Annotated in this window: 12 protein-coding genes; 8 read left to right on the plus strand and 4 right to left on the minus strand. The window is 61.2% G+C overall.

The features are described from left to right. The first annotated feature begins 42 nt into the window (after positions 1–42). The 6 genes from C5F71_RS20460 (at position 43) to C5F71_RS20485 (ending at position 17,362) form a co-directional block, all read left to right on the plus strand. Positions 43–10,848 carry a retention module-containing protein gene (locus C5F71_RS20460; protein WP_104911826.1) on the plus strand — a complete coding sequence of 3,602 codons (10,806 nt, stop codon included), beginning with the start codon at positions 43–45 and terminating at the stop codon, positions 10,846–10,848. A 339-nt stretch (positions 10,849–11,187) separates the two neighbouring features. Next, entirely contained in the window at positions 11,188–12,090 is a 903-nt protein-coding gene (cysM, locus tag C5F71_RS20465; protein ID WP_029292392.1) for a cysteine synthase CysM, read from the plus strand. Beyond that, positions 12,090–13,442, plus strand: coding sequence for a 23S rRNA (uracil(1939)-C(5))-methyltransferase RlmD (rlmD, locus tag C5F71_RS20470; protein ID WP_029292393.1), 1,353 nt, complete (start codon positions 12,090–12,092; stop codon positions 13,440–13,442). Before cysM ends, rlmD begins: the two co-directional genes overlap by 1 nt. A 120-nt stretch (positions 13,443–13,562) precedes the next feature. Beyond that, the gene (relA, locus tag C5F71_RS20475) at positions 13,563–15,806 is read left to right on the plus strand and encodes a GTP diphosphokinase (protein ID WP_029292394.1); all 2,244 of its coding nucleotides are present in this window, start codon (positions 13,563–13,565) and stop codon (positions 15,804–15,806) included. A 151-nt stretch (positions 15,807–15,957) separates the two neighbouring features. After that, positions 15,958–16,791 carry a nucleoside triphosphate pyrophosphohydrolase gene (gene mazG, locus C5F71_RS20480; protein WP_029292395.1) on the plus strand — a complete coding sequence of 278 codons (834 nt, stop codon included), beginning with the start codon at positions 15,958–15,960 and terminating at the stop codon, positions 16,789–16,791. A 25-nt stretch (positions 16,792–16,816) separates the two neighbouring features. Beyond that, on the plus strand, positions 16,817–17,362 hold the full coding sequence (locus C5F71_RS20485) for a DUF2058 domain-containing protein (RefSeq protein ID WP_104911827.1): 546 nt from the start codon (positions 16,817–16,819) through the stop codon (positions 17,360–17,362). A 254-nt stretch (positions 17,363–17,616) separates the two neighbouring features. On the opposite strand, the gene C5F71_RS20490 is transcribed toward C5F71_RS20485, so the two are convergent. The 4 genes from C5F71_RS20490 to purM all read right to left on the minus strand — a co-directional run bounded on the left by C5F71_RS20490 (position 17,617) and on the right by purM (position 20,547). Continuing rightward, a complete protein-coding gene (locus C5F71_RS20490; protein ID WP_029292397.1) occupies positions 17,617–17,805 on the minus strand; it encodes a hypothetical protein in 189 nt (62 codons plus the stop codon). A gap of 311 nt (positions 17,806–18,116) precedes the next feature. Further along, complete coding sequence (locus C5F71_RS20495) at positions 18,117–18,830, minus strand: DUF3108 domain-containing protein (RefSeq protein ID WP_029292398.1); 714 nt, start codon at positions 18,828–18,830, stop codon at positions 18,117–18,119. 8 nt (positions 18,831–18,838) lie between these two features. Beyond that, positions 18,839–19,489, minus strand: coding sequence for a phosphoribosylglycinamide formyltransferase (gene purN, locus C5F71_RS20500; RefSeq protein WP_070995892.1), 651 nt, complete (start codon positions 19,487–19,489; stop codon positions 18,839–18,841). Continuing rightward, on the minus strand, positions 19,489–20,547 hold the full coding sequence (gene purM, locus C5F71_RS20505; RefSeq protein ID WP_029292400.1) for a phosphoribosylformylglycinamidine cyclo-ligase: 1,059 nt from the start codon (positions 20,545–20,547) through the stop codon (positions 19,489–19,491). Before purM ends, purN begins: the two co-directional genes overlap by 1 nt. A 357-nt stretch (positions 20,548–20,904) precedes the next feature. Here purM and C5F71_RS20510 point away from each other — a divergent pair, with 357 nt between their 5' ends. Continuing rightward, positions 20,905–21,963, plus strand: a complete 1,059-nt coding sequence (locus tag C5F71_RS20510) for a DUF2066 domain-containing protein (protein ID WP_104911828.1) — start codon at positions 20,905–20,907, stop codon at positions 21,961–21,963. Positions 21,964–22,006: 43 nt separating this feature from the next. Further along, positions 22,007–23,080 (plus strand): AI-2E family transporter, encoded by a 1,074-nt coding sequence (locus C5F71_RS20515; protein WP_029292402.1) that lies wholly within the window; start codon positions 22,007–22,009, stop codon positions 23,078–23,080. Positions 23,081–23,178 lie beyond the last annotated feature (98 nt).

Consider the following 23,178-nt stretch of genomic DNA (forward strand, 5'->3'; position numbering starts at 1 on the left):
ACCGAGGTGCCGACTACTGGGGTCGGACAGGGAGATAAGCACATGGCCAAGTTAATCGGTGTTGTCAGCAAGGTGGTTGGGGAAGTCTTTGCCGTGGCGGGAGATGGCAGCCGCCGGAGCCTGATCGAAGGCGACCGACTGTTTGCCGGCGAGCAACTGCAGACCGGCGCGGCCGGTGCGGTGGCGGTGCAACTGACCAACGGCCATGAGCTGACCCTGGGGCGCGACAGCAGCCTGGGCCTTTCCCCGCAACTGCTGGCCGGCCAGGCGCCGCAGGTTCATGGGTCTGAAGACCTTGCGCCGAGCCAGGCGCAGTTGACCGATGTGCAGCAACTGCAAAAAGCCATTGCTGCCGGTGCCGACCCGACCCAGACCGGTGAAGCCACGGCTGCTGGCCAGACCGGCAGCACAGCGGCGGGTGAGTTGGGCGGTGGGCACTCCTTTGTGCTGCTGACCGAAGTCGCCGGGCGCGTGGAGCCGGTCATCGGCTTTCCGACGGCGGGCTTTGGCGGTATTCCCGAGTTTCCGTTGTTCCAGGTCGCCGGCCAGCCGGATACCGGCAACGACCAGCCGGTGGTGGTGCCTCCCGACAACCCGGTGAGCCTGGGCGGGCTGGAGGTCGAGGGCGGTGAGTTGACGCTCGACGAGGCCAATCTTGCCCAAGGCTCGGCCAGTAATCCGGCGGCGCTGGTGCAAAGCGGCACCTTCAACGTCTCGGCGCCCGATGGCCTGCAAAGCCTGACCGTGGGCGGCATCAGCGTGGTCAGCGGCGGGGTGGCCAGCAGCTTCCCGCAAACCATCACCACCGGGCTGGGCAACACCCTGAGCATCACCGGCTACAACGCGGCCACCGGGGTGATCAGCTACAGCTATACCTTGACCGGCAATGAGGCCCATCCGTCAGGTGGCGGCACCAACAGCCTGGGCGAACAATTTGCGGTGGTTGCCACCGATAGCGACAACGACACCGCCACCGGTTCCCTGGATATCACCGTGATCGATGACGTGCCCAAGGCGCTGGACGACAGCCACGAGGGCAGTGCTTCGGAAAGCCTGTTGACCCTCAGCGGTAACGTATTGGACAACGACACCCAGGGTGCGGACCGTATCGCCACCGGCCCCATCGTCGGCGGTACCTTCACCGGCCAATATGGCACCCTGGTCCTGGCTGCCGATGGCAGCTACACCTACACGCTGAACACCGCCGACCCCGACTTTGTCACGCTGCAGGGCGGTGGCAACGGTACGGAAACCTTCACCTACACCCTGACCGACGCCGATGGCGACAGCAGCACCGCCAACCTGGTGCTGCAAGTGCATAACAACGACGATCCGGTGGTGATCGGTGGCATCAGCATCAATGGTGCCGACCTGACGCTTTATGAAAAGAACCTGGTGGACGGCAGCAGCCCCGACGCTGGCGCGCTGACCCGCACCGGCAGCCTGACCGTGTCGGCAGCGGACGGCTTGCAGAACCTGTCCGTGGGCGGTATCAGCGTAGTGTCCGGTGGTGTTGCCGCCGGCTTCCCGCAATCGATCGCCACCGGCCTGGGCAATACCCTGACCATCACCGGTTTTGACCCGGCCACCGGAGTAATCACCTACAGCTACACCTTGACCGGCACCGAGGCGCATCCAACGGCGGCGGGGGTGAACGAACTGACCGAAAGCTTCAGCGTGATCGCCAGTGATACCAACAACAGCACGGCCACCAGCACGCTGCATATCAGTGTGGTGGACGACGTACCGGCCGCTGCCGATGACAGCAATGCGCAAGTGGCGTCTGAAAGCCTGTTGACCCTGACTGGCAGCGTGCTGGGCAATGATGTGCAAGGCGCGGATCGGGTCGCCACCGGGCCGGTAACTGCGGGTACGTTCACTGGTACTTATGGCACCTTGCAGCTTTTCGCCGATGGCAGCTATGTGTACACCCTCGATAAGACCGACCCACAGTTCATGGCTCTGAATGGTGGCGGCAGCGGCACTGAAACCTTCACTTATCAATTGAACGACAGCGACGGCGACACCAGCACCGCCAACCTCGTCTTGCAGGTGCATAACAACGACGATCCAGTGGTATTGACTGGTCTTGAAGTGAACGGCGGGGAAGTCACTGCCTACGAGAAAAACCTGCCGCTGGGCAGCGCTATCGATGGGGCTGCTTTGACCCAATCCGGCACCTTCACCGTGACCGCATTGGATGGGCTGAAAAACCTGACTGTGGGCGGTATCAGCGTCGTCAGCAATGGCGTTGCGGCGACCTTCCCGCAATCGGAACCTACTGGCTTCGGCAACACCCTGACCATTACCGGCTACAACGCCAGCACCGGCGTGATCAGCTACAGCTACACGCTCAACGGTACTGATAGCCACCCAACCGGCGCGGATGCCAATAGCATCAGCGAGTCGTTTGCGGTGGTCGCCACGGACAGCAACAACAGCGGCGCCAATGGTTCGCTGGATGTCACTGTGGTCGATGATGTGCCAAAAGCTTTCGACGACAACCCCGGCGGCGTGGCCTCTGAAAGCCAGCTCATCCTCAATGGCAGCGTGCTGGGCAACGATGTGCAAGGCGCGGATCGAATCGCCACCGGCCCGGTAACTGCGGGTACCTTCACCGGTACTTATGGCACCTTGCAGCTCTTCGCCGACGGCAGCTACACCTACACCCTGGACAAAACCGATCCACAGTTTGTCGCCCTGAACGGCGGTGGCAGCGGCACTGAAACCTTCACCTACCAACTGAACGACAGCGACGGCGACACCAGCACCGCCAAGCTCGTCTTGCAGGTTCATAACAACGACGACCCAGTGGTGTTGACTGGCCTTGAAGTGAATGGCGGGGAGGTGACGGTCTACGAGAAAAACCTGCCGTTGGGCAGCGCCAACGATGGGTCTGCATTGACCCAATCCGGCACCTTCACCGTGACCGCACTGGATGGCCTGAAAAACCTCACTGTGGGCGGTATCAGCGTCGTCACCAATGGCGTCGCCGCGACTTTCCCGCAATCGGAACCTACTGGTTTCGGCAACACCCTGACCATCACCGGCTACAACACCAGCACTGGTGTGATCAGCTACAGCTACACCCTCAACGGCACCGACAGCCACCCAACCGGCGCAGGCACTAACAGCATCAGCGAGTCGTTCACGGTGACTGCCACCGACAGCAACAACAGCGGTGCTACGGGCACGTTGGACGTCAATGTGGTCGACGATGTGCCAAAAGCCTTCGACGACAATCCCGGCGGCGTGGCCTCTGAAAGCCTGCTGACCCTGACCGGCAGCGTGCTGGGCAATGACGTACAAGGCGCCGACCGCATCGCCACCGGCCCGGTCACGCCAAACACCATTGTTGGCACCTACGGCACCCTGCAATTGTTTGCCGATGGCAGCTATGTCTACACCCTCGACAAGACCGATCCGCAGTTCATGGCCTTGAATGGCGGTGGCAGCGGCACTGAAACCTTCACCTATCAATTGAACGACAGCGACGGTGATACCAGTACCGCCAACCTCGTCTTGCAGGTCCATAACAACGACGATCCAGTGGTACTGACGGGCCTTGAGGTGAACGGCGGGGAAGTCACTGTCTACGAGAAAAACCTGCCATTGGGCAGCGCTATCGATGGGCCTGCTCTGACCCAATCCGGCACCTTCACCGTGACCGCATTGGACGGCCTGAAAAACCTCACGGTGGGCGGTATCAGCGTCGTCACCAACGGCGTCGCCGCGACGTTCCCGCAATCGGAACCCACCGGTTTCGGCAACACCCTGACCATCACCGGCTACAACGCCAGCACCGGTGTAATCAGCTACAGCTACACCCTCAACGGCACTGACAGCCACCCAACGGGCGCGGATGCCAACAGCATCAGCGAGTCGTTTGCGGTGGTCGCCACGGACAGCAACAACAGCGGCGCTACGGGCACGTTGGACGTCAATGTGGTCGACGATGTGCCAAAAGCCTTCGACGACAACCCCGGCGGCGTGGCCTCTGAAAGCCAGCTCATCCTCAGCGGCAGCGTGCTGGGCAACGATGTGCAAGGCGCTGATCGGGTCGCCACCGGCCCAGTAACTGCGGGTACGTTCACTGGTACTTATGGCACCCTGCAGCTCTTCGCCGACGGCAGCTACACCTACACCTTGGACAAAACCGATCCACAGTTTGTCGCCCTGAACGGCGGTGGCAGCGGCACTGAAACTTTCACCTACCAACTGAACGACAGCGACGGAGACACCAGCACCGCCAAGCTGGTGCTACAGGTGCATAACAACGACGACCCAGTAGTACTGACGGGCCTTGAAGTAAACGGCGGCGAAGTCACCGTCTACGAGAAAAACCTGCCATTGGGCAGCGCCAACGATGGGCCTGCTTTGACCCAATCCGGCACCTTCACCGTGACCGCCTTGGATGGCCTGAAAAACCTCACGGTGGGCGGTATCAGCGTCGTCACCAATGGCGTCGCCGCGACTTTCCCGCAATCGGAACCCACCGGTTTCGGCAACACCCTGACCATCACCGGCTACAACGCTAGCACCGGTGTAATCAGCTACAGCTACACCCTCAACGGCACTGACAGCCACCCAACCGGCGCAGGCACCAATAGCATCAGTGAGTCGTTCGCGGTAACTGCCACCGACAGCAACAACAGCGGCGCTACGGGCACGTTGGACGTCAATGTGGTCGACGATGTGCCAAAAGCCTTCGACGACAACCCCGGCGGCGTGGCCTCTGAAAGCCAGCTGACCCTGACCGGCAGCGTGCTGGGTAACGATGTGCAAGGTGCTGATCGGGTCGCCACCGGCCCGGTCACGCCAAACACCATCGTCGGTACTTACGGCACACTGCAACTGTTTGCCGATGGCAGCTACACCTACACCCTCGATAAGACCGATCCACAGTTTGTCGCCCTGAATGGCGGTGGCAGCGGCACTGAGACTTTCACTTATCAATTGAATGACAGCGACGGTGATACCAGTACCGCCAACCTCGTCTTGCAGGTGCATAACAACGACGATCCAGTGGTGTTGACTGGCCTTGAAGTGAATGGCGGGGAAGTCACCGTTTACGAGAAAAACTTGCCATTGGGCAGCGCTATCGATGGGTCTGCTTTGACCCAATCCGGCACCTTTACTGTGACCGCATTGGATGGACTGAAAAATCTGACTGTGGGCGGTATCAGCGTCGTCAGCAATGGCGTTGCGGCGACCTTCCCGCAATCGGAGCCCACCGGTTTTGGTAACACCCTGACCATCACCGGCTACAACGCCAGCACTGGCGTGATCAGTTACAGCTACACCCTCAACGGCACTGACAGCCACCCAACCGGCGCAGGCACTAACAGCATCAGTGAGTCGTTTGCGGTAACTGCCACCGACAGCAACAACAGCGGCGCTACGAGCACGTTGGACGTCAATGTGGTCGACGATGTGCCAAAAGCCTTCGACGACAATCCCGGCGGCGTGGCCTCTGAAAACCAGCTCACACTGACCGGCAGCGTGCTGGGCAACGATGTGCAAGGTGCTGATCGGGTCGCCACCGGCCCCGTCACGCCAAATACGATTGTTGGTACCTACGGCACACTGCAATTGTTTGCCGATGGCAGCTATGTCTACACCCTGGACAAGACCGATCCGCAGTTCATGGCTCTGAATGGTGGTGGCAGCGGGACTGAGACTTTCACTTACCAACTGAACGACAGCGATGGCGATACCAGCACCGCCAACCTCGTCTTGCAGGTGCATAACAACGACGACCCAGTAGTACTGACGGGCCTGGAAGTAAACGGCGGCGAAGTCACCGTCTACGAGAAAAACCTGCCGTTGGGCAGCGCCAACGATGGGGCTGCATTGACCCAATCCGGCACCTTCACCGTGACCGCACTGGATGGCCTGAAAAATCTGACTGTGGGCGGCATCAGCGTCGTCACCAATGGCGTCGCCGCGACTTTTCCGCAATCGGAACCTACTGGCTTCGGCAACACCCTGACCATCACCGGCTACAACACTAGCACCGGTGTAATCAGCTACAGCTACACCCTCAACGGCACTGACAGCCACCCAACCGGCGCAGGCACTAACAGCATCAGCGAGTCGTTCACGGTAACTGCCACCGACAGCAACAACAGCGGCGCTACGGGCACGTTGGACGTCAATGTGGTCGACGATGTGCCAAAAGCCTTCGACGACAATCCCGGCGGCGTGGCCTCTGAAAGCCAGCTCACACTGACCGGCAGCGTGCTGGGCAATGACGTACAAGGCGCGGATCGAATCGCAACCGGCCCGGTAACTGCGGGTACCTTCAACGGTACTTATGGCACCTTGCAGCTCTTCGCCGACGGCAGCTACACCTACACCCTGGACAAAACCGACCCACAGTTTGTCGCCCTGAACGGCGGTGGCAGCGGCACTGAAACCTTCACCTATCAATTGAACGACAGTGACGGCGATACCAGCACCGCCAAGCTGGTGCTACAGGTGCATAACAACGACGACCCAGTAGTACTGACCGGCCTGGAAGTAAACGGCGGCGAAGTCACGGTCTACGAGAAAAACCTGCCGTTGGGCAGCGCCAACGATGGGTCTGCATTGACCCAATCCGGCACCTTCACCGTGACCGCACTGGATGGCCTGAAAAATCTGACTGTGGGCGGTATCAGCGTCGTCACCAATGGCGTCACCGCGACTTTTCCGCAATCGGAACCTACTGGCTTCGGCAACACCCTGACCATCACCGGCTACAACGCCAGCACCGGTGTAATCAGCTACAGCTACACCCTCAACGGCACTGACAGCCACCCAACCGGCGCAGGTACTAACAGCATCAGCGAGTCGTTCACGGTGACCGCCACCGACAGCAACAACAGCGGCGCTACGGGCACGTTGGACGTCAATGTGGTCGACGATGTGCCAAAAGCCTTCGACGACAATCCCGGCGGCGTGGCCTCTGAAAGCCAGCTCACACTGACCGGCAGCGTGCTGGGCAATGACGTACAAGGCGCGGATCGGATCGCCACCGGGCCGGTCACACCTAACACTATTGTCGGTACTTACGGCACGCTGCAACTGTTTGCCGACGGCAGCTACACCTACACCCTCGACAAGACCGACCCCCAATTTATCGCCCTGCACGGCGGGGGGAACGGTACCGAGACTTTCACCTACCAGTTGAACGACAGTGACGGCGATACCAGCACCGCCAAGTTGGTGCTCCAGGTGCATAACAACAACGACCCGGTAGTGCTCACCGGCCTGGATCTGACTGGCGGGGAGTTGACCGTCTTTGAAAAAAACCTGGTCGATGGTTCCAACCCGAACACGCCCTTGTTGACTCAGACCGGTACCTTCACCGTGACCGCCCTGGATGGTTTGAAAAACCTCACGGTCGGTGGCCTGAATGTGGTGACCAACGGGGTGGTTGCCACCTTCCCGCTGTCGGAAGGTACCCTGCTGGGCAACAGCTTTGTTGTCACTGGCTACGACCCCAACACCGGGGTGGTCAGCTACCGCTACACCCTGCTCGACAACGAAACGCACCCCAATGCCAGCGGTGCCAACAGCCTGTCCGAGCAAATTCCGGTCACGGCCAGCGATTACGACACCAATACGGCGACGGGCACGATCGATATCAACATCATCGATGACCTGCCCATCGCCAATCCCGATGTGCGCTCGGTAGCAGAGGGCGGTGTGGTCAGCGTCAATGTGTTGGGCAATGATGTCGGCGGTGCCGACAGCCCCACCCTGGCGGGTGCGGTGGTCGGGGTGCGGGCAGGGAGTAATGTCGGTACGCCGGCCAGTGGTGGCCTGGGCGGGAATATCACCGGCAGCTTCGGCTACCTGACCCTGGATGCGAACGGCAACGCCGTGTATCACAGCAACCCTAACTCGGTGAACCCACCGGGAGCGGTGGATACCTTTGTCTACACCGTGCGTGATGCAGACGGTGACTTGAGCACCACGACCCTGACCATCAATGTGGCCGACAGCGGCCTGGTGGCTAGCGTCGACAGCGATGTCACGGTCTACGAAAAAGCCCTGGACCTGAAACTCGATGGCCTCGACCTGGCGCCCGGCACTGTGATCGGCAGCGACCCGACCGCCACCAGCGAAACGGCCACTGGCACCCTGGTGGGCTCGACCACCGGCGGCACTGGCCCGTTGAGTTTCAGCCTGGTCGGCAGTGCGACGGGCAGCTATGGGCAGATCCTGCTCAATGCCAATGGCACCTACACCTACACCCTGACGTCGGCACCGAAGACCTTGCCCAACAGCAATGACGGGCCGAATGTGCTGACCGAGACCTTCACCTACAAGGTCACCGACCAATTGGGCAACTCCACCACCAGCAGCATCGTGGTGAGTATTGTCGACGACATGCCAATAGTGGTGTCCAGCGCGCGTGAGGTCACGGCGACGGAGGTGGATTCCAACCTGCTGCTGATCATCGACATTTCCGGCAGCATGAATGACGCGTCTGGGGCCGGCGGTACGCGGCTCGACCTGGCCAAGGCGTCCATCACCCAGTTGCTTAACCGCTATGACGATATGGGCGACGTGAAGGTGCAGATCGTGACCTTCAACGACAGCTCGCAACAGTTGAGCAGCCAATGGGTCAGCGTCGCCACGGCCAAGACCCTGGTCAACGGCCTCACCGCGTTCAATGGCACCAACTACGACTCGGCCCTGGGCACTGCGCAGACTGCGTACGGCACCGCCGGCAAGCTGGAGGGTGCGCAGAACGTGGCGTACTTCTTCTCGGACGGTAACCCCACCACATCCAACACCAATAACCCGAACAACCCTGGCAACGTGGTCAACCCGGAGTACGGCGACGGTATCGATGCCACAGAAGAAGGCGTATGGCGGGCCTTCCTCGATGCCAACGGCATCAAGGCCTATGCCATAGGCCTTGGCGCGGGCGTCAACAGCATTTACCTGGACCCGGTGGCCTACGACGGCAGCACCCACACCAATACCAATGCGGTAGTGGTTGCCAACCTGGCGGGCCTGGATGCGGTGCTGGCCGGCACGGTGCAGGGCGCGCCAGTCACGGGGAGCCTGCTGACGGATGGCACATTTGGTGCCGACGGTGGCTTCGTCAAATCCCTGACTGTGGATGGCATCACCTACACCTACAACCCGGCGGCGGGGGGCTCGATGAGTGCCAACCTGCCGGGCGGGCACGGCACGTTCGACACCGTCAGCAACAGTATTACCATCACCACCAACCAGGGCGGCACGCTGATCGTCGACATGGACAACGGCGAGTTCCGCTACAACCCGCCGAAATTGACGGGCTCGCTGGTCACCGAAACCTTTGGCGTGACCGTCAGCGATAACGACGGCGACCTGGCGACCTCCAGCCTGGTGGTCAAGGTCAACCCCAACGTGGCACCGGTGGCCGGTGATGACCATGTGATCACCAATATCCTGTCGGGCAACATTGTGGTGCCTGCGCAGTTGCTGCTGGCCAATGACAGCGATGCCAACCATGACAACCTGACGCCTATCCCCACCAGTTTTCCAACCGGCTGGGTGGCCAAGGGTGCGGCGTTTACCGGGACTGGGGACAGAACGGTCACCGGTACAAGCCTGGGGGATGTACGTACCTCGTTTGCCGATATCGGGGCCCTGACCGCAGCCCTTGCGATCACCGGCAATCTCAGCAGTGTCGGCGGCACTACGCCCGACGATCGCGTGACGGTCACTCTCAAGGCGGGGGAGACCCTCAACCTGGATCACAACCGGCCGGTCGGTAACATCGTCATGACCTATTCGCTCAACGGTGGCGGCGAGCTCCCTCTCACGAATGGCGCGACGCTGACTGCGTTAACGGACGGTAGCTATCAGATTCACATTGCCAACACCACCAATCCAACAGGTGGCAACGCCAATGGCGCAGAAAGCTACCGGTTAGATATGAAGATCAACTATGCCGGCGCCCAGGACTACACGCCGGACTACCACGGTAACTACTCGGTCAGCGATAACCACGGCGGCAGCGACAGCGCCGCCGTAGACATCACCTACCAGGCCGGCACCACCCTCACCGGTACCAACGGTGATGACATCCTCATGGCCGGGCCCGGTAACAACATCCTCAATGGCGGCGATGGCAATGATGTACTGAGTGCTGGCAATGGCAACAACGAGATGCACGGCGGCAATGGCAATGACCTGCTGTTCAGTGGCATCGGCAATGACCTGCTCGATGGTGGAGCGGGCATCGATACAGTGAGTTACGCCAATGCCACGTCGGGCGTGACCGTCAACCTTGGCACGGTGGGAGGGCAAATCACGGGGGGCGCCGGGACCGATACATTGCAGGCCCTGGAGAACCTGATCGGTTCCAACTTCAACGACTTCCTCACCGGCAACGGCAGCAACAACCTGATCTCGGGCGGGCTGGGCAATGACACCCTCAAGGGCGAGGGCGGCGATGACATCCTGATCGGTGGTCCGGGCAACAACACCCTGACCGGCGGCGCGGGTGCCGACACCTTCCAATACCTCACCGGCGGTAGCGGGCACGACGTCATCACCGACTTTACCGTGGGCACCGATAAGCTGGACCTGTCGCAATTGCTGCAAGGGGAGAATGCGACGACGGCGTCCCTGGATGATTACCTGCACTTCAAGGTGGTGAGCGGCACGACCACCATCGACATCAGCTCTGTTGCAGGGGCCACGGCTACCCAGACCATTGACCTGGCCGGCGTCAACCTGGCGACCCAATACGGCGTGACACCGGGGGCGGGTGGCCTGATTGCGGGTGGGGCAGACACGGCGACCATCATTAACGGGATGCTCAACGATCATTCATTGAAGGTGGATACCGTGTAACTCCTGTGGCCAGGGAGCTGTTCTGGCAGAGGGGCTGTTGTGGAGAGGGGGCTGTCGTGGCGAGGGGGCTTGTCCCCCGCTGGGCTGCGCAGCAGCCCCAATTCCTAAGATCCACTGCGCTTTATCAGATACACCGAAGTGGCATGTTTTGGGGCTGCTGCGCAGCCCAGCGGGGGACAAGCCCCCTCGCCACAACAGTCCCTAGCCATAACAGCCCCTCTCCACCGACAGCCCTGGGCTTTAGTTCATTGAGTTATAAGCACCACACTTTGCGTGATATGGCCCGCCAGCGTTTGCCGGTATGATAGGCGCCCCCGCAGTCTGGATTGCGAATACGCCATGACCTTGCAGTACCCAACCATCGCCGATTGCGTCGGCAACACCCCCCTGGTCCGCTTGCAGCGCATGGCGGGTAACACCAGCAATACCTTGCTGCTCAAGCTCGAGGGTAATAACCCGGCAGGCTCGGTCAAGGACCGCCCGGCGTTGTCGATGATCACCCGCGCCGAGTTGCGCGGTCAGATCAAGCCCGGCGACACCCTGATCGAAGCCACCTCCGGCAATACCGGGATTGCCCTGGCCATGGCCGCGGCGATCAAGGGCTACAAGATGATCCTGATCATGCCCGACAACGGCAGCGCCGAGCGCAAGGCGGCGATGACCGCCTATGGTGCCGAGCTGTTGCTGGTCACCCCGGAAGAAGGCATGGAAGGCGCGCGCGATCTCGCCGAGCGCATGGCCGCCGAAGGCCGTGGCCAGGTCCTGGACCAGTTCGCCAACGGTGACAACCCGGAAGCGCACTACGCCAGCACCGGCCCGGAAATCTGGCGCCAGACCCAGGGCACCATCACCCATTTCGTCAGCTCCATGGGCACCACCGGTACCATCATGGGTAACTCGCGCTACCTCAAGGAGCAGAACCCGGCGATCCAGATCGTTGGCCTGCAACCGATGGAAGGCGCGGCGATCCCCGGTATCCGCCGCTGGCCCGAGGAGTATCTGCCAAAGATCTACAACGCCGCCCGCGTCGATCGCATCATCGACATGGCCCAGCGTGAAGCCGAAGACACCACCCGTCGCCTGGCCCGTGAAGAAGGCATCTTCTGCGGTGTGTCCTCGGGTGGCGCTGTGGCCGGCATGTTGCGCTTGTCTGCAGAACTGGAAAACGCGGTGATCGTCGCGATCATCTGTGACCGAGGCGACCGTTACCTGTCGACCGGCATTTTCGACGCGCCCAACTGATGGCCAAGCAAGAGCGAGGCCTGCGTTTCCAGCCAACGGGCGGTAATCGGGCGCCACAAATCCCGGTCGGTAAAAAACAGCGCCTGACCATCGAACGCCTGGCCAACGATGGCCGGGGTATCGTGTTTTTCGAGGGCCGCACCTGGTTTGTAGTGGGTGCACTGGCCGGCGAAGAGGTCGAGGCGCGGGTGCTGGGTGCCCATGGCAAAGTGGTCGAGGCCCGCACCGAACGGGTGTTCAAGGCCAGCGAACTGCGTCGCCCGGCGCCGTGCGCCCATGCCGGCCGTTGTGGCGGTTGCAGCCTGCAACACTTGCCCCACGACGAACAGCTTGCCCTGAAACAGCGCATGCTCGCCGAGCAATTGTCCCGTGTTGCCGGGGTCGAGCCCCAGGAGTGGGCCGCGCCGTTGAGCGGGCCCGAGTTCGGCTATCGCCGCCGGGCCCGCGTGGCCGTGCGCTATGACGTCAAGGCCAAGCGCCTGGACGTTGGCTTTCGCGCCGTGGCCAGCCAGGACATCGTGGCCATCGATGATTGCCCGGTGCTGGTACAGGCCTTGCAACCGATCATGCAACGCCTGCCCAACATGTTGCGGCGCCTGAGCAAACCTCAGGCCCTGGGGCATGTGGAGTTGTTCAGTGGCTCGTCGATTGCCGTGTTGCTACGGCATATGGCGCCGCTGTCGGATGCCGACCTGGTGGTGCTGCAAGAATTCTGTGCCTTCCATGATGCCCAGTTGTGGCTGCATGGAGAGGGCGAGCCCCAGCCGTTCGCGGCCGGGGCGGGCCTGGGCTATCGTCTGCAGCAGTGGGACTTGGACCTGGCTTACCGGCCTGGGGATTTTGTGCAGGTCAACGCCGGGGTCAACGAAGCGATGGTTGCCCAGGCGCTGGATTGGCTGGCACCACGTTCCGACGAACGGGTGCTGGACCTGTTCTGCGGCCTTGGCAACTTTGCCCTGCCTCTGGCGCGCCAAGTGCGTGAAGTGGTGGCGGTAGAGGGCGTGCAGGCCATGGTGGACCGCGCGGCGCTGAATGCCGCAAGCAACAATTTGCATAATGTGCAGTTTTTTCAGGCCGATTTGTCCCAGCCTTTGAGTGATGCGCAGTGGGCCAAAGCAGGCTTTTCTGCGGTACTCTTGGACCCACCCCGCGATGGTGCCCTGGAGGTTGTGCGCAAGCTCGCCACTCTGGGGGCTGATCGCCTGGTGTATGTGTCCTGCAATCCAGCCACGCTGGCGCGGGACACTGTCGAGTTGGTCAAGCAAGGCTACCGGCTAAAACGTGCCGGGATCCTCGATATGTTTCCGCAAACTGCGCATGTCGAGGCGATGGCGTTATTTGAAGCGAGCTAGGATGCTCGCTTAGTCCGACTGGCCTGCGTTCTCCAGGGCCTGTGACCTGCCAGGGAGTTCGCGTTACAAAGGTCAGCGATTTTGACGCGCTACAGGCGCGTCGTAGGGAAGGTAAGCAAGATGGTACAGGTGAGAGCACACCAGCCGATCAACACCGACGGCAGTATCAATCTCGAGGCATGGCTGGATCATGCCATCAGTGTCGATCCGGCACTGGACCGTGAAGCCTTGAAAGCCGCCTGCGAGTTCGCTCGCGAGGCAGAACAGCAAGACAATGCGGCCAAGAACCTCTGGGCCGAAGGAACATCCAGTTTTCGTACCGGGCTTGAAATCGCCGAGATCCTCGCCGACCTCAAGCTGGACCAGGATTCGCTGATCGCCGCGGTGCTCTATCGCGGTGTGCGCGAAGGGCATATTGCGTTGCCGCTGGTCAGCCAGCGTTTCGGCGCGGTGGTGGCCAAGCTGATTGATGGCGTGTTGCGTATGGCTGCGATCAGCGCCAGCCTCAGCCCGCGCCAGTCGATGGTGCTCGGCACCCAGGGCCAGGTGGAAAACCTGCGCAAGATGCTGGTGGCGATGGTCGACGACGTACGCGTCGCGCTGATCAAGCTGGCCGAGCGCACCTGCGCGATCCGTGCGGTGAAAACCGCCGATGACGAAAAGCGTAACCGGGTTGCCCGTGAGGTCTTCGATATCTACGCGCCCCTGGCTCACCGCCTGGGCATCGGCCATATCAAGTGGGAGCTGGAGGACTTGTCCTTCCGCTACCTGGAGCCCGATCAATACAAACAGATCGCGACCCTGCTGCATGAGCGGCGGTTGGATCGTGAGCGTTTCATCAGCGATGTGATGGGCCAGTTGCGCTCGGAATTGCAGGCTACCGGTGTCGAAGCCGATATCAGCGGCCGGGCAAAGCACATCTATTCGATCTGGCGCAAAATGCAGCGCAAGGGCCTGGCCTTCAGCCAGATCTACGACGTGCGCGCCGTGCGTGTGCTGGTGCCGGAAATGCGCGACTGCTACACCGCGCTGGGTATCGTCCATACGCTGTGGCGGCACATTCCCAAAGAGTTCGACGACTACATCGCCAACCCCAAGGAGAACGGCTACCGCTCGCTGCACACGGCGGTGATCGGCCCCGAGGGCAAGGTGCTGGAAGTGCAGATCCGTACCCACGCCATGCACGAAGAGGCAGAGTTGGGCGTGTGTGCGCACTGGCGCTACAAGGGTACCGACGTCAAGTCGGGCTCCAACCAGTACGAAGAGAAAATCTCCTGGCTGCGCCAAGTACTGGAATGGCACGAAGAACTGGGGGATATCGGCGGCCTGGCCGAGCAACTGCGGGTGGATATCGAGCCCGACCGGGTCTACATCTTCACCCCCGACGGCCACGCCATCGACTTGCCCAAGGGGGCGACGCCGCTGGACTTTGCCTACCGCGTGCACACCGAGATCGGCCACAACTGCCGTGGCGCCAAGATCAACGGGCGCATCGTGCCGCTCAACTACAGCCTGCAGACTGGTGAGCAGGTCGAGATCATCACCAGCAAGCACGGTACGCCGAGCCGCGACTGGCTGAACCCGAACCTGGGCTACATCACCACGTCGCGTGCGCGGGCGAAGATTGTCCACTGGTTCAAGCTGCAGGCGCGGGACCAGAACGTCGCCGCCGGCAAGACCTTGCTCGAGCGCGAGCTGGGTCGCCTGGGCCTGCCCCAGGTGGATTTCGACAAGTTGGCCGAAAAGGCCAACATGAAGATTGCCGAAGACATGTTCGCTGCCCTCGGTGCCGGCGACCTGCGCCTGGCGCAGTTGGTCAACCTGGCCCAGCAACTGGTGGAACCGGAGCGTGGCAGCGAGCAACTGGAACTGATCCCACGCAAGGCCACCGGCTACAAGCCGGGCAAGCGCGGCGATATCCAGATCCAGGGCGTAGGCAACCTGATGACCCAGATGGCTGGCTGCTGCCAGCCGTTGCCGGGCGATGCCATCGTCGGCTACATCACCCAGGGCCGTGGGGTGAGCATTCACCGCCAGGACTGCGCCTCGGTGCTGCAGTTGGGCGGGCGTGAGCCGGAGCGGATCATCCAGGTCAGTTGGGGGCCGGTGCCGGTGCTCACCTACCCGGTGGACATCATCATCCGTGCCTACGACCGCTCGGGTCTGCTGCGGGACGTTTCGCAAGTGCTGCTCAATGAGCGGATCAACGTACTGGCAGTCAATACCCGCTCGAACAAAGAGGACAACACTGCACTGATGTCCCTGACCATCGAGATTCCGGGGCTGGACGCGTTGGGGCGGTTGCTGGGGCGTATCTCCCAGTTGCCGAACATCATCGAGACGCGGCGTAACCGCACGCCATAAATCGCTGGATGAGCGCGGTCTAAAATGTGGGAGCGGGCTTGCTCGCGAAAGCGGTGGATCAGTCAATATATTCGGCGACTGACACAACGCCATCGCGAGCAAGCCCGCTCCCACATTTGATCCTCAGCGCTCCCCGAACAGAGATTGACCGATGTATTCACTTGAAGACCTGCTGCACCTGATGAACCGCCTGCGCGACCCGCAATATGGTTGCCCGTGGGACATCAAGCAAACCTACGCCAGCATCGTGCCCCATACCCTGGAAGAAGCCTACGAGGTCGCCGACGCCATCGAGCGCGGGGATTTTGATCATCTGCAAGGCGAGTTGGGCGACCTGTTGTTCCAGGTGGTGTATTACAGCCAATTGGCCCGGGAAGAAGGGCGCTTCGAGTTCGCCGGGGTGGTGGACAGCATCACCCGCAAGCTGATTCGCCGGCATCCCCATGTGTTCCCCACCGGCGACCTTTATGCGCCGCTGGATATCCCTCAGTTAAGTGAAGAACAGGTCAAGGAGCGCTGGGAAGCCATCAAGGCGCAGGAGCGCGCAGAAAAGTCTGACGCCCCCGAGCAACTGTCCCTGCTCGATGACGTGCCCAGCGCCTTGCCGTCACTGTCCCGTGCGGCCAAATTGCAAAAACGCGCGAGCCAGGTAGGCTTTGACTGGCCAGCGGCGTTACCGGTGGTGGATAACGTGCGTGAAGAGCTCGATGAGGTGCTCGAAGCCATGGCCGACAACGACCCGGCAGCGATTGCCGATGAAGTCGGTGACCTGCTGTTTGCGGCGGTCAACCTGGCTCGGCACCTCAAGGTGGACCCGGAAACCGCCCTGCGCGGTGCCAATGCCAAATTCGAAAGGCGATTCCGATTTATCGAACAGGCATTGCGCGACACCCACCGTCCCATGGAAGATTGCACCCTCGAAGAGTTGGACGCCCTGTGGGGTGAAGCCAAACGCCAGGAAAAGAATGTGTCCAACTGCGGTTGAGCAGTTGCCTAAGTGAGTAAGCACCATGAGCATTTCCCTTCGCGACCAGTTGCTCAAAGCAGGCCTGGTCAATCAGAAGCAGGCCAAGCAGGTCGGCAAAGACAAGCAGAAGCAGCAGCGCCTGGTTCACAAAGGCCAGGCCCAGGCCGATGACACCCAGCAGCGCCAGGCCCTGGAAGCGCAGGCCGAGAAGGTCAAGCGCGACCAGGAGCTCAACCGTCAGCAGCAGGAAAAGGTCGAGGCCAAGGCCCGTGCCGCGCAGGTCAAGCAATTGATCGAGACCTCGCGCCTGCCCAAGCTGACCACCGAGGACTACTACAACTTTGTTGACGACAAGAAGGTCAAGCGCCTGTCGGTCAACACCTTGATGCGCAACAAGCTGAGCAACGGCTCGTTGGCGATTGTCCACCATGGCGGTAGTTACGAAGTGATTCCACGGGAGGCCGCCCTGAAAATCCAGGAGCGCGCGCCTGAACGCATCGTCCAGCTCAACATCCTCACCGAGACCCAGGTGCCGGATGAGGACGATCCATACGCCGCGTACCAGATCCCTGATGATCTGATGTGGTAACAACCTTGCGGTTGTAAGCGGGGCTGTTGTGGCAGGCGTGCTTGTTGTGGCGAGCGGGCTTGCCCCGCGCTGGGCTGCGAAGCGGCCCCAAAACGTAAGCTCACCGTTGTAACTTAAAGATCGCGGCCGGCCTTATTGGGCCTGCTTCGCAGTCCAGCGCGGGGCAAGCCCGCTCGCCACAACAAGCCCGCTCGCCACAAACACTTCCACCTCCGTGGTCACAGCCACGGAGCGGCCCATAGCACTCCAGTGAGTCAGGAGCTGGATGCCTGGCGTTTCATCTCGAGGGTTTCGAGCTCGTTTTTATAATTGTGGGCGTCGCACTCGTTGTGAAACATGCCTACCAGCAGGTCTTGTTGATGCACATCCCAGATATGAATGCCGTGGGCCAGGGCCTCGTGGGACATATGGGCATCGTCGCGTTCAGTTACTTTTACTGTCATCTGCTTGCTCCAGTCTCTGGTTGATCTGCGGCAAGGCGTCGCAGGCCTTTGTTATATATTTTGTTAGCTTGCTAAGTAAACTGACTTTGCGTGCAACAATTCATTGCAGTAGCCGCAACAATGCTCCAGGCCCCGTAAACCGCGACATTGCGTCGCAGGAGGGGGCGGTTTATGACAAAAGTTTCATGTTTGTTAGGCTGTTTAGACCTGTAGGCGCCGGCTTGCCGGCGATAGCGGTATCAGCCACCCATGAAAAAATCCAGGCGAAAAAAAGCCCCGCAGTTAGCGGGGCTCTTTCAATCAATCAACGATCAGCTGCCTTTCACAGCCTTGCCATTGACCGTACCGTCCAACAGCATGATGTTGTATTCCTTACCGTCGGTTTCGACTTGTTGCAGGCGAACCAGCAGGTAGTCCCAATCCTTGGCAAACCACATCACCGTGGTGCGCTTGCTTTGCGTCGGATCGCGCACGCGCTCAACCTTGATGGCGTCGATCTTGCCGGCCTTGGTGTCGACTTTCTCGGTGCCCAGTACGCGGAAGTCATAGGTCTCGACTTCGCCGTCATCCACTACCTGGTAACTCATGGTTTTCTTGCCGGCCGCTACGTCATGCTGAAGTGCCAACTGGTAGGTGGATTTATCGACCATACCGCGGTTCAGTGGGATCTTGACCGCGTCGCCGCGATCGGTACCGGTGACCATCTTGGCGGTCCAGTCGAAGTCTAGGTCGGCCTTCTTGGCTTTGCCCAGGCCACCACGTTCAAAGTGGTAGGACTGGGGCAGCAGGGTGTCCTTGTCCAGGGTCAGGGTGCTTTCTTCCGTCAGGCTGGCGATCATCATCGAGGCCTTGAAGCTGAGCTTCCAGACGCCGTTACCGGTGCTTTCCAGGCTGCGGGAGGCTTGGCCGCTCATGGGCAACTGCTTCCAGTCGGCGGTGTAGCTGGCGGAGAAAGGCTGTAGATCTGCCGCGTGCACGGTAGGCAGGGCAAGCAGAGCAAAAGCGAAGAGCAGGGCACGACGCATAAAATCTCCTAGGTACGAATCAAGTGGCCGCTGGCCGCAAGTAACTGGCCGTCCAACAATGCACCTTGTTCACCGAGCACCAAGCGTCCTTCGGCAAACCAGCGAACCGCCAGCGGGTAAATCCTGTGTTCCTGGGTGTGAACCCGTTGCGCAAGGCTCTGCGCCGAGTCCGCAGACTCTACCGGAACTACTGCCTGTACGACCAGAGGCCCGCCATCGAGTTCCTCGGTGACAAAGTGCACGCTGCAGCCGTGCTCTGTATCTCCGGCCTCAAGGGCCCGTTGGTGGGTATGTAACCCTTTGTATTTGGGCAGCAGGGAAGGGTGGATATTCAGCAGGCGCCCCTGGTAGTGGCGCACGAAGTCAGCGCTGAGAATGCGCATGAAACCGGCGAGGACCACGAGCTTGGGATTGAAGGCGTCGATCAGTTCGATCAAGGCTGCATCGAAGGCCTCGCGACCGTCGAACGCCTTGTGATCCAGGGAGCGGGTATCGATACCCGCGTCCTGGGCGCGTTGCAGGCCGTAGGCGTCGCTGCGGTTGGAAATCACCGCAGCGATGCGCACCGGGCTGTCGCCGGCGCGCGTGCTATCGATCAGGGCCTGCAAGTTACTGCCGGTGCCGGAAAGCAGCACCACGACATCACAGGTTGCTGGCATCAGTGAGCCTTGAGGTTCTTCAGTTCAACCTGGGCAGCACCTTCGGCAGCGGTGGCGATCTGGCCGATCACCCATGGCTGCTCGCCGGCTTCACGCAGTACGTTCAGCGCAGTTTCCACGTGCTCTTGAGCGACGCAGATGACCATGCCCACGCCGCAGTTCAGCACGCGGTGCATCTCGGTTTCATTGACGTTGCCTTGCTCTTGCAGCCAGTCGAAGACCGCCGGGCGCTGCCAGCTGGCCACGTCGACGATGGCCTGGGCGCCTTTTGGCAGCACGCGCGGGATGTTGTCCAGCAGGCCGCCACCGGTGATGTGGGCCATGGCCTTGACTGCGCCAGTGTCCTTGATCAGCTTGAGCAATGGCTTGACGTAGATGCGGGTCGGGGCCATCAGCAGGTCGGTCAAGGGCTTGCCGTCGAGCTGGGTGTTCTCGATGTCGGCGCCGGACACTTCGATGATCTTGCGGATCAGCGAGTAGCCGTTGGAGTGCGGGCCGGACGATGGCAGGGCCAGCAGGGCGTCGCCAGCGGCCACCTTGGAACCGTCGATGATCTCGGCTTTTTCTACAACGCCGACGCAGAAGCCGGCCAGGTCGTAGTCTTCGCCTTCGTACATGCCCGGCATTTCAGCGGTTTCGCCGCCGACCAGGGAGCAACCCGACAATTCGCAGCCAGCGCCGATACCGGTGACCACTTGTGCAGCGGTCTCCACGTTCAGCTTGCCGGTGGCGTAGTAGTCGAGGAAGAACAACGGCTCGGCGCCACATACCACCAGGTCGTTGACGCACATGGCTACCAGGTCGATGCCGATGGTGTCGTGCTTGTTCAGGTTCAGCGCCAGGCGCAGCTTGGTGCCCACGCCGTCGGTGCCGGAGACCAGCACAGGCTGCTTGTAGCCGGCCGGGATCTCGCAGAGGGCGCCGAAACCGCCCAGGCCGCCCATGACTTCGGGGCGCGCAGTGCGCTTGGCGACGCTCTTGATGCGTTCGACCAATGCTTCACCGGCGTCGATGTCTACACCGGCGTCCTTGTAGCTCAGGGAGGGTTGCTTGCTCATGATCCAGGCCTTTAGGGGGGATTCAGGGGTAACGACCGATGCGGTGGGGGTACGGAAGTTGAACACTTCAGGACGCCCAGCCGTTGACGGTCTGCGAAGGCGCGCGATTTTATCAGGCTTGAGGGGCAGCGGCCATCCTCGGGCCGACGGGCAGAGGCATATGGTGCTAAAAAAACCTTAATCGGCGCCGCGATCGCCTGTATTAAGGTATAGCCTTTAACCCGCTATCGTTATGACAGTACGAAAACTTACCGGGGCCTTGTGAATGTTTTGCCGGTCGCTGTGGTCACAGCCTTGCTTAACCTTCTTCACGCGGTCTGTTCCAGCCGCTTTTTTGTCGTTCGGGAATCTTTTTTCATGGGTCTGAGTAGATACTTTTTTGTCGGCTGTTTGTCGTTGGTCAGCCTGGCGAGTCATGCCGAAACCCTCAATGGCCTCTATCAAGTGCTGGAGCCTGTCAGCAGCCAGGCGCCGCAAGAGCGTGAACAAGCCACCCAGCGTGCCCTGCAGACCCTGGTGATCCGCCTGACCGGCGACGCCAAGGCCGCCGAGGGTCCTGGCCTGGCAGCGATCCGCAAGAATCCGCAACAGATCATCAGCCAGTACGGCTACGACGCGGGCCCCCCGGAAAGCCTGCAAGTGGATTTCGACCCGGTCAGCACCGACCGCGCCCTGCGCGATGCCGGCCTGGCGTTGTGGGGCAACAATCGGCCGTCGATCCTTGGCTGGTGGCTGAACGATTCCACTGAAGGCAGCAGCCTGGTGGGTGATGGCCAGTCGGCGGCCGAGCCACTGCGCCGTGCAGCCCAGCATCGCGGCTTGCCGTTGCGCCTGCCACTGGGCGACCTCGATGAGCAGATCGTTGCCACCGCGCCTAATCTTGAAAGTGCAGATCCCGCGCCCCTGCGTTCGGCCTCCGAACGTTATGGCGCCGATGCCCTGCTGGCGGTGCACGCCCGTGAAGAGGCGGGCCAATGGCAAGCCAAATGGCGCCTGTGGCTGGGTGACAAAGCCGAGCAGGGCAGCGTACAGGGCGCCGACACGGCTGCCTTGGCTGATGCCGTGTTGCTGGCGGTCAGTGAGCGTCTTGCTCCCCGTTTTGCGGTAAAAGCCGGGGTGTCCAGCGAGCAGTTGCTGCAAGTGCAAGGCATGACCCTGGAACGCTACGCCGCCCTCGGTCATCTGCTGGAACCTTTTGGCGCGCAGTTGCAGCGGGTGGATGGCGATCGGATCGTCTATCGGGTCAATGGCAGCAGCGAGCAACTGCGCAGCCAGTTGAGCCTGGCCAAGTTGCAGGAAGTGCCCGCCGGTGAGGCGCTTGCGCCGCAGCCTGTGCAGCCGCCGGTGGCCGAAGGGGCTTCACCTGCGCCAGTGCCACCGCTCGAGCCTGAGCCGCAACTGCGTTTTCGTTGGTAAATGTTCTTCCTTATATAGAAGCAAATGACAGATGGAGTGGTTTATGGCGGATACGCGTCGTTGGGTGTGGCTTGGCGGGATTGTCCTGCTGTGCGTCTTTGTGTTCTTGCTGCATTCGATCCTGACGCCGTTCCTGGTCGCGTTGCTGTTGGCCTATCTGTTCGATCCGGTGGTGGATCGCCTGGAAAAGGCCGGCTTGTCGCGAACCTGGGGGGTGGTGGCGGTATTTGCGCTGTTCACCCTGATCGTCATGGCGCTGTTGCTGGTGCTGGTGCCGATGCTGGCCAAGCAGTTGGTCCGCCTGTATGAACTGGCGCCGCAGATGCTCGACTGGCTGCAACACACAGCCATGCCCTGGGCGCAGTCCAAGCTTGGCCTGGCCGATGGCTTCTGGAAGTTCGACAAGGTCAAGGCCGCGATCAGCGAGCACATGGGCCAGACCACCGATATCGTCGGAGTCATCCTCAGCCAGGCTACGGCCTCCAGCCTGGCTTTGATCGGCTGGCTGACCAACCTGGTGTTGATCCCGGTGGTGGCGTTCTACCTGCTGCGCGACTGGGACATCATGATCGCCAAGATCCGCAGCCTGCTGCCCCGTGATCGTGAGGAGCGCATCGTGTCCCTGGCCGGGGAGTGCCACGAGGTGCTGGGTGCCTTCGTTCGTGGGCAGTTGTTGGTGATGGTGGCGTTGGGGATTATCTATGCAGGCGGGCTAATGGCGATTGGCCTGGAACTCGGCCTGTTGATCGGCATGATTGCCGGCCTGGCGGCGATTGTGCCGTACATGGGCTTTGTCATCGGGATTGGCGCGGCGCTGGTGGCCGGCCTGTTCCAGTTTGGCGGCGACTTGTACCCGATGCTGGGGATCGTCGCGGTGTTCATGGTCGGTCAGGCGCTGGAAGGCATGGTGTTGACGCCGCTGCTGGTGGGCGACCGTATCGGCCTGCACCCGGTGGCCGTGATCTTTGCGATCCTGGCGGGCGGCGAGCTGTTCGGCTTTACCGGCATCCTGCTGGCGCTGCCGGTGGCGGCGGTGATCATGGTGCTGGTGCGCCATGTGCATGATGTGTACAAGGATTCGGACGTGTACACGGGCGCGGATGACCCTCAGTTGTAAGGCTGATCACAAACCCGGCGCAAGGCCGGGTTTGTTGTCTTCAGAGCTTGGCATTTAGCCATCGCGTCAAACAATCTCCAAAAAATCCAATGAGTTAA

Origin of the sequence: Pseudomonas sp. LG1D9, from assembly GCF_002949995.1 — a bacterium.
GTDB lineage: Bacteria > Pseudomonadota > Gammaproteobacteria > Pseudomonadales > Pseudomonadaceae > Aquipseudomonas > Aquipseudomonas proteolytica.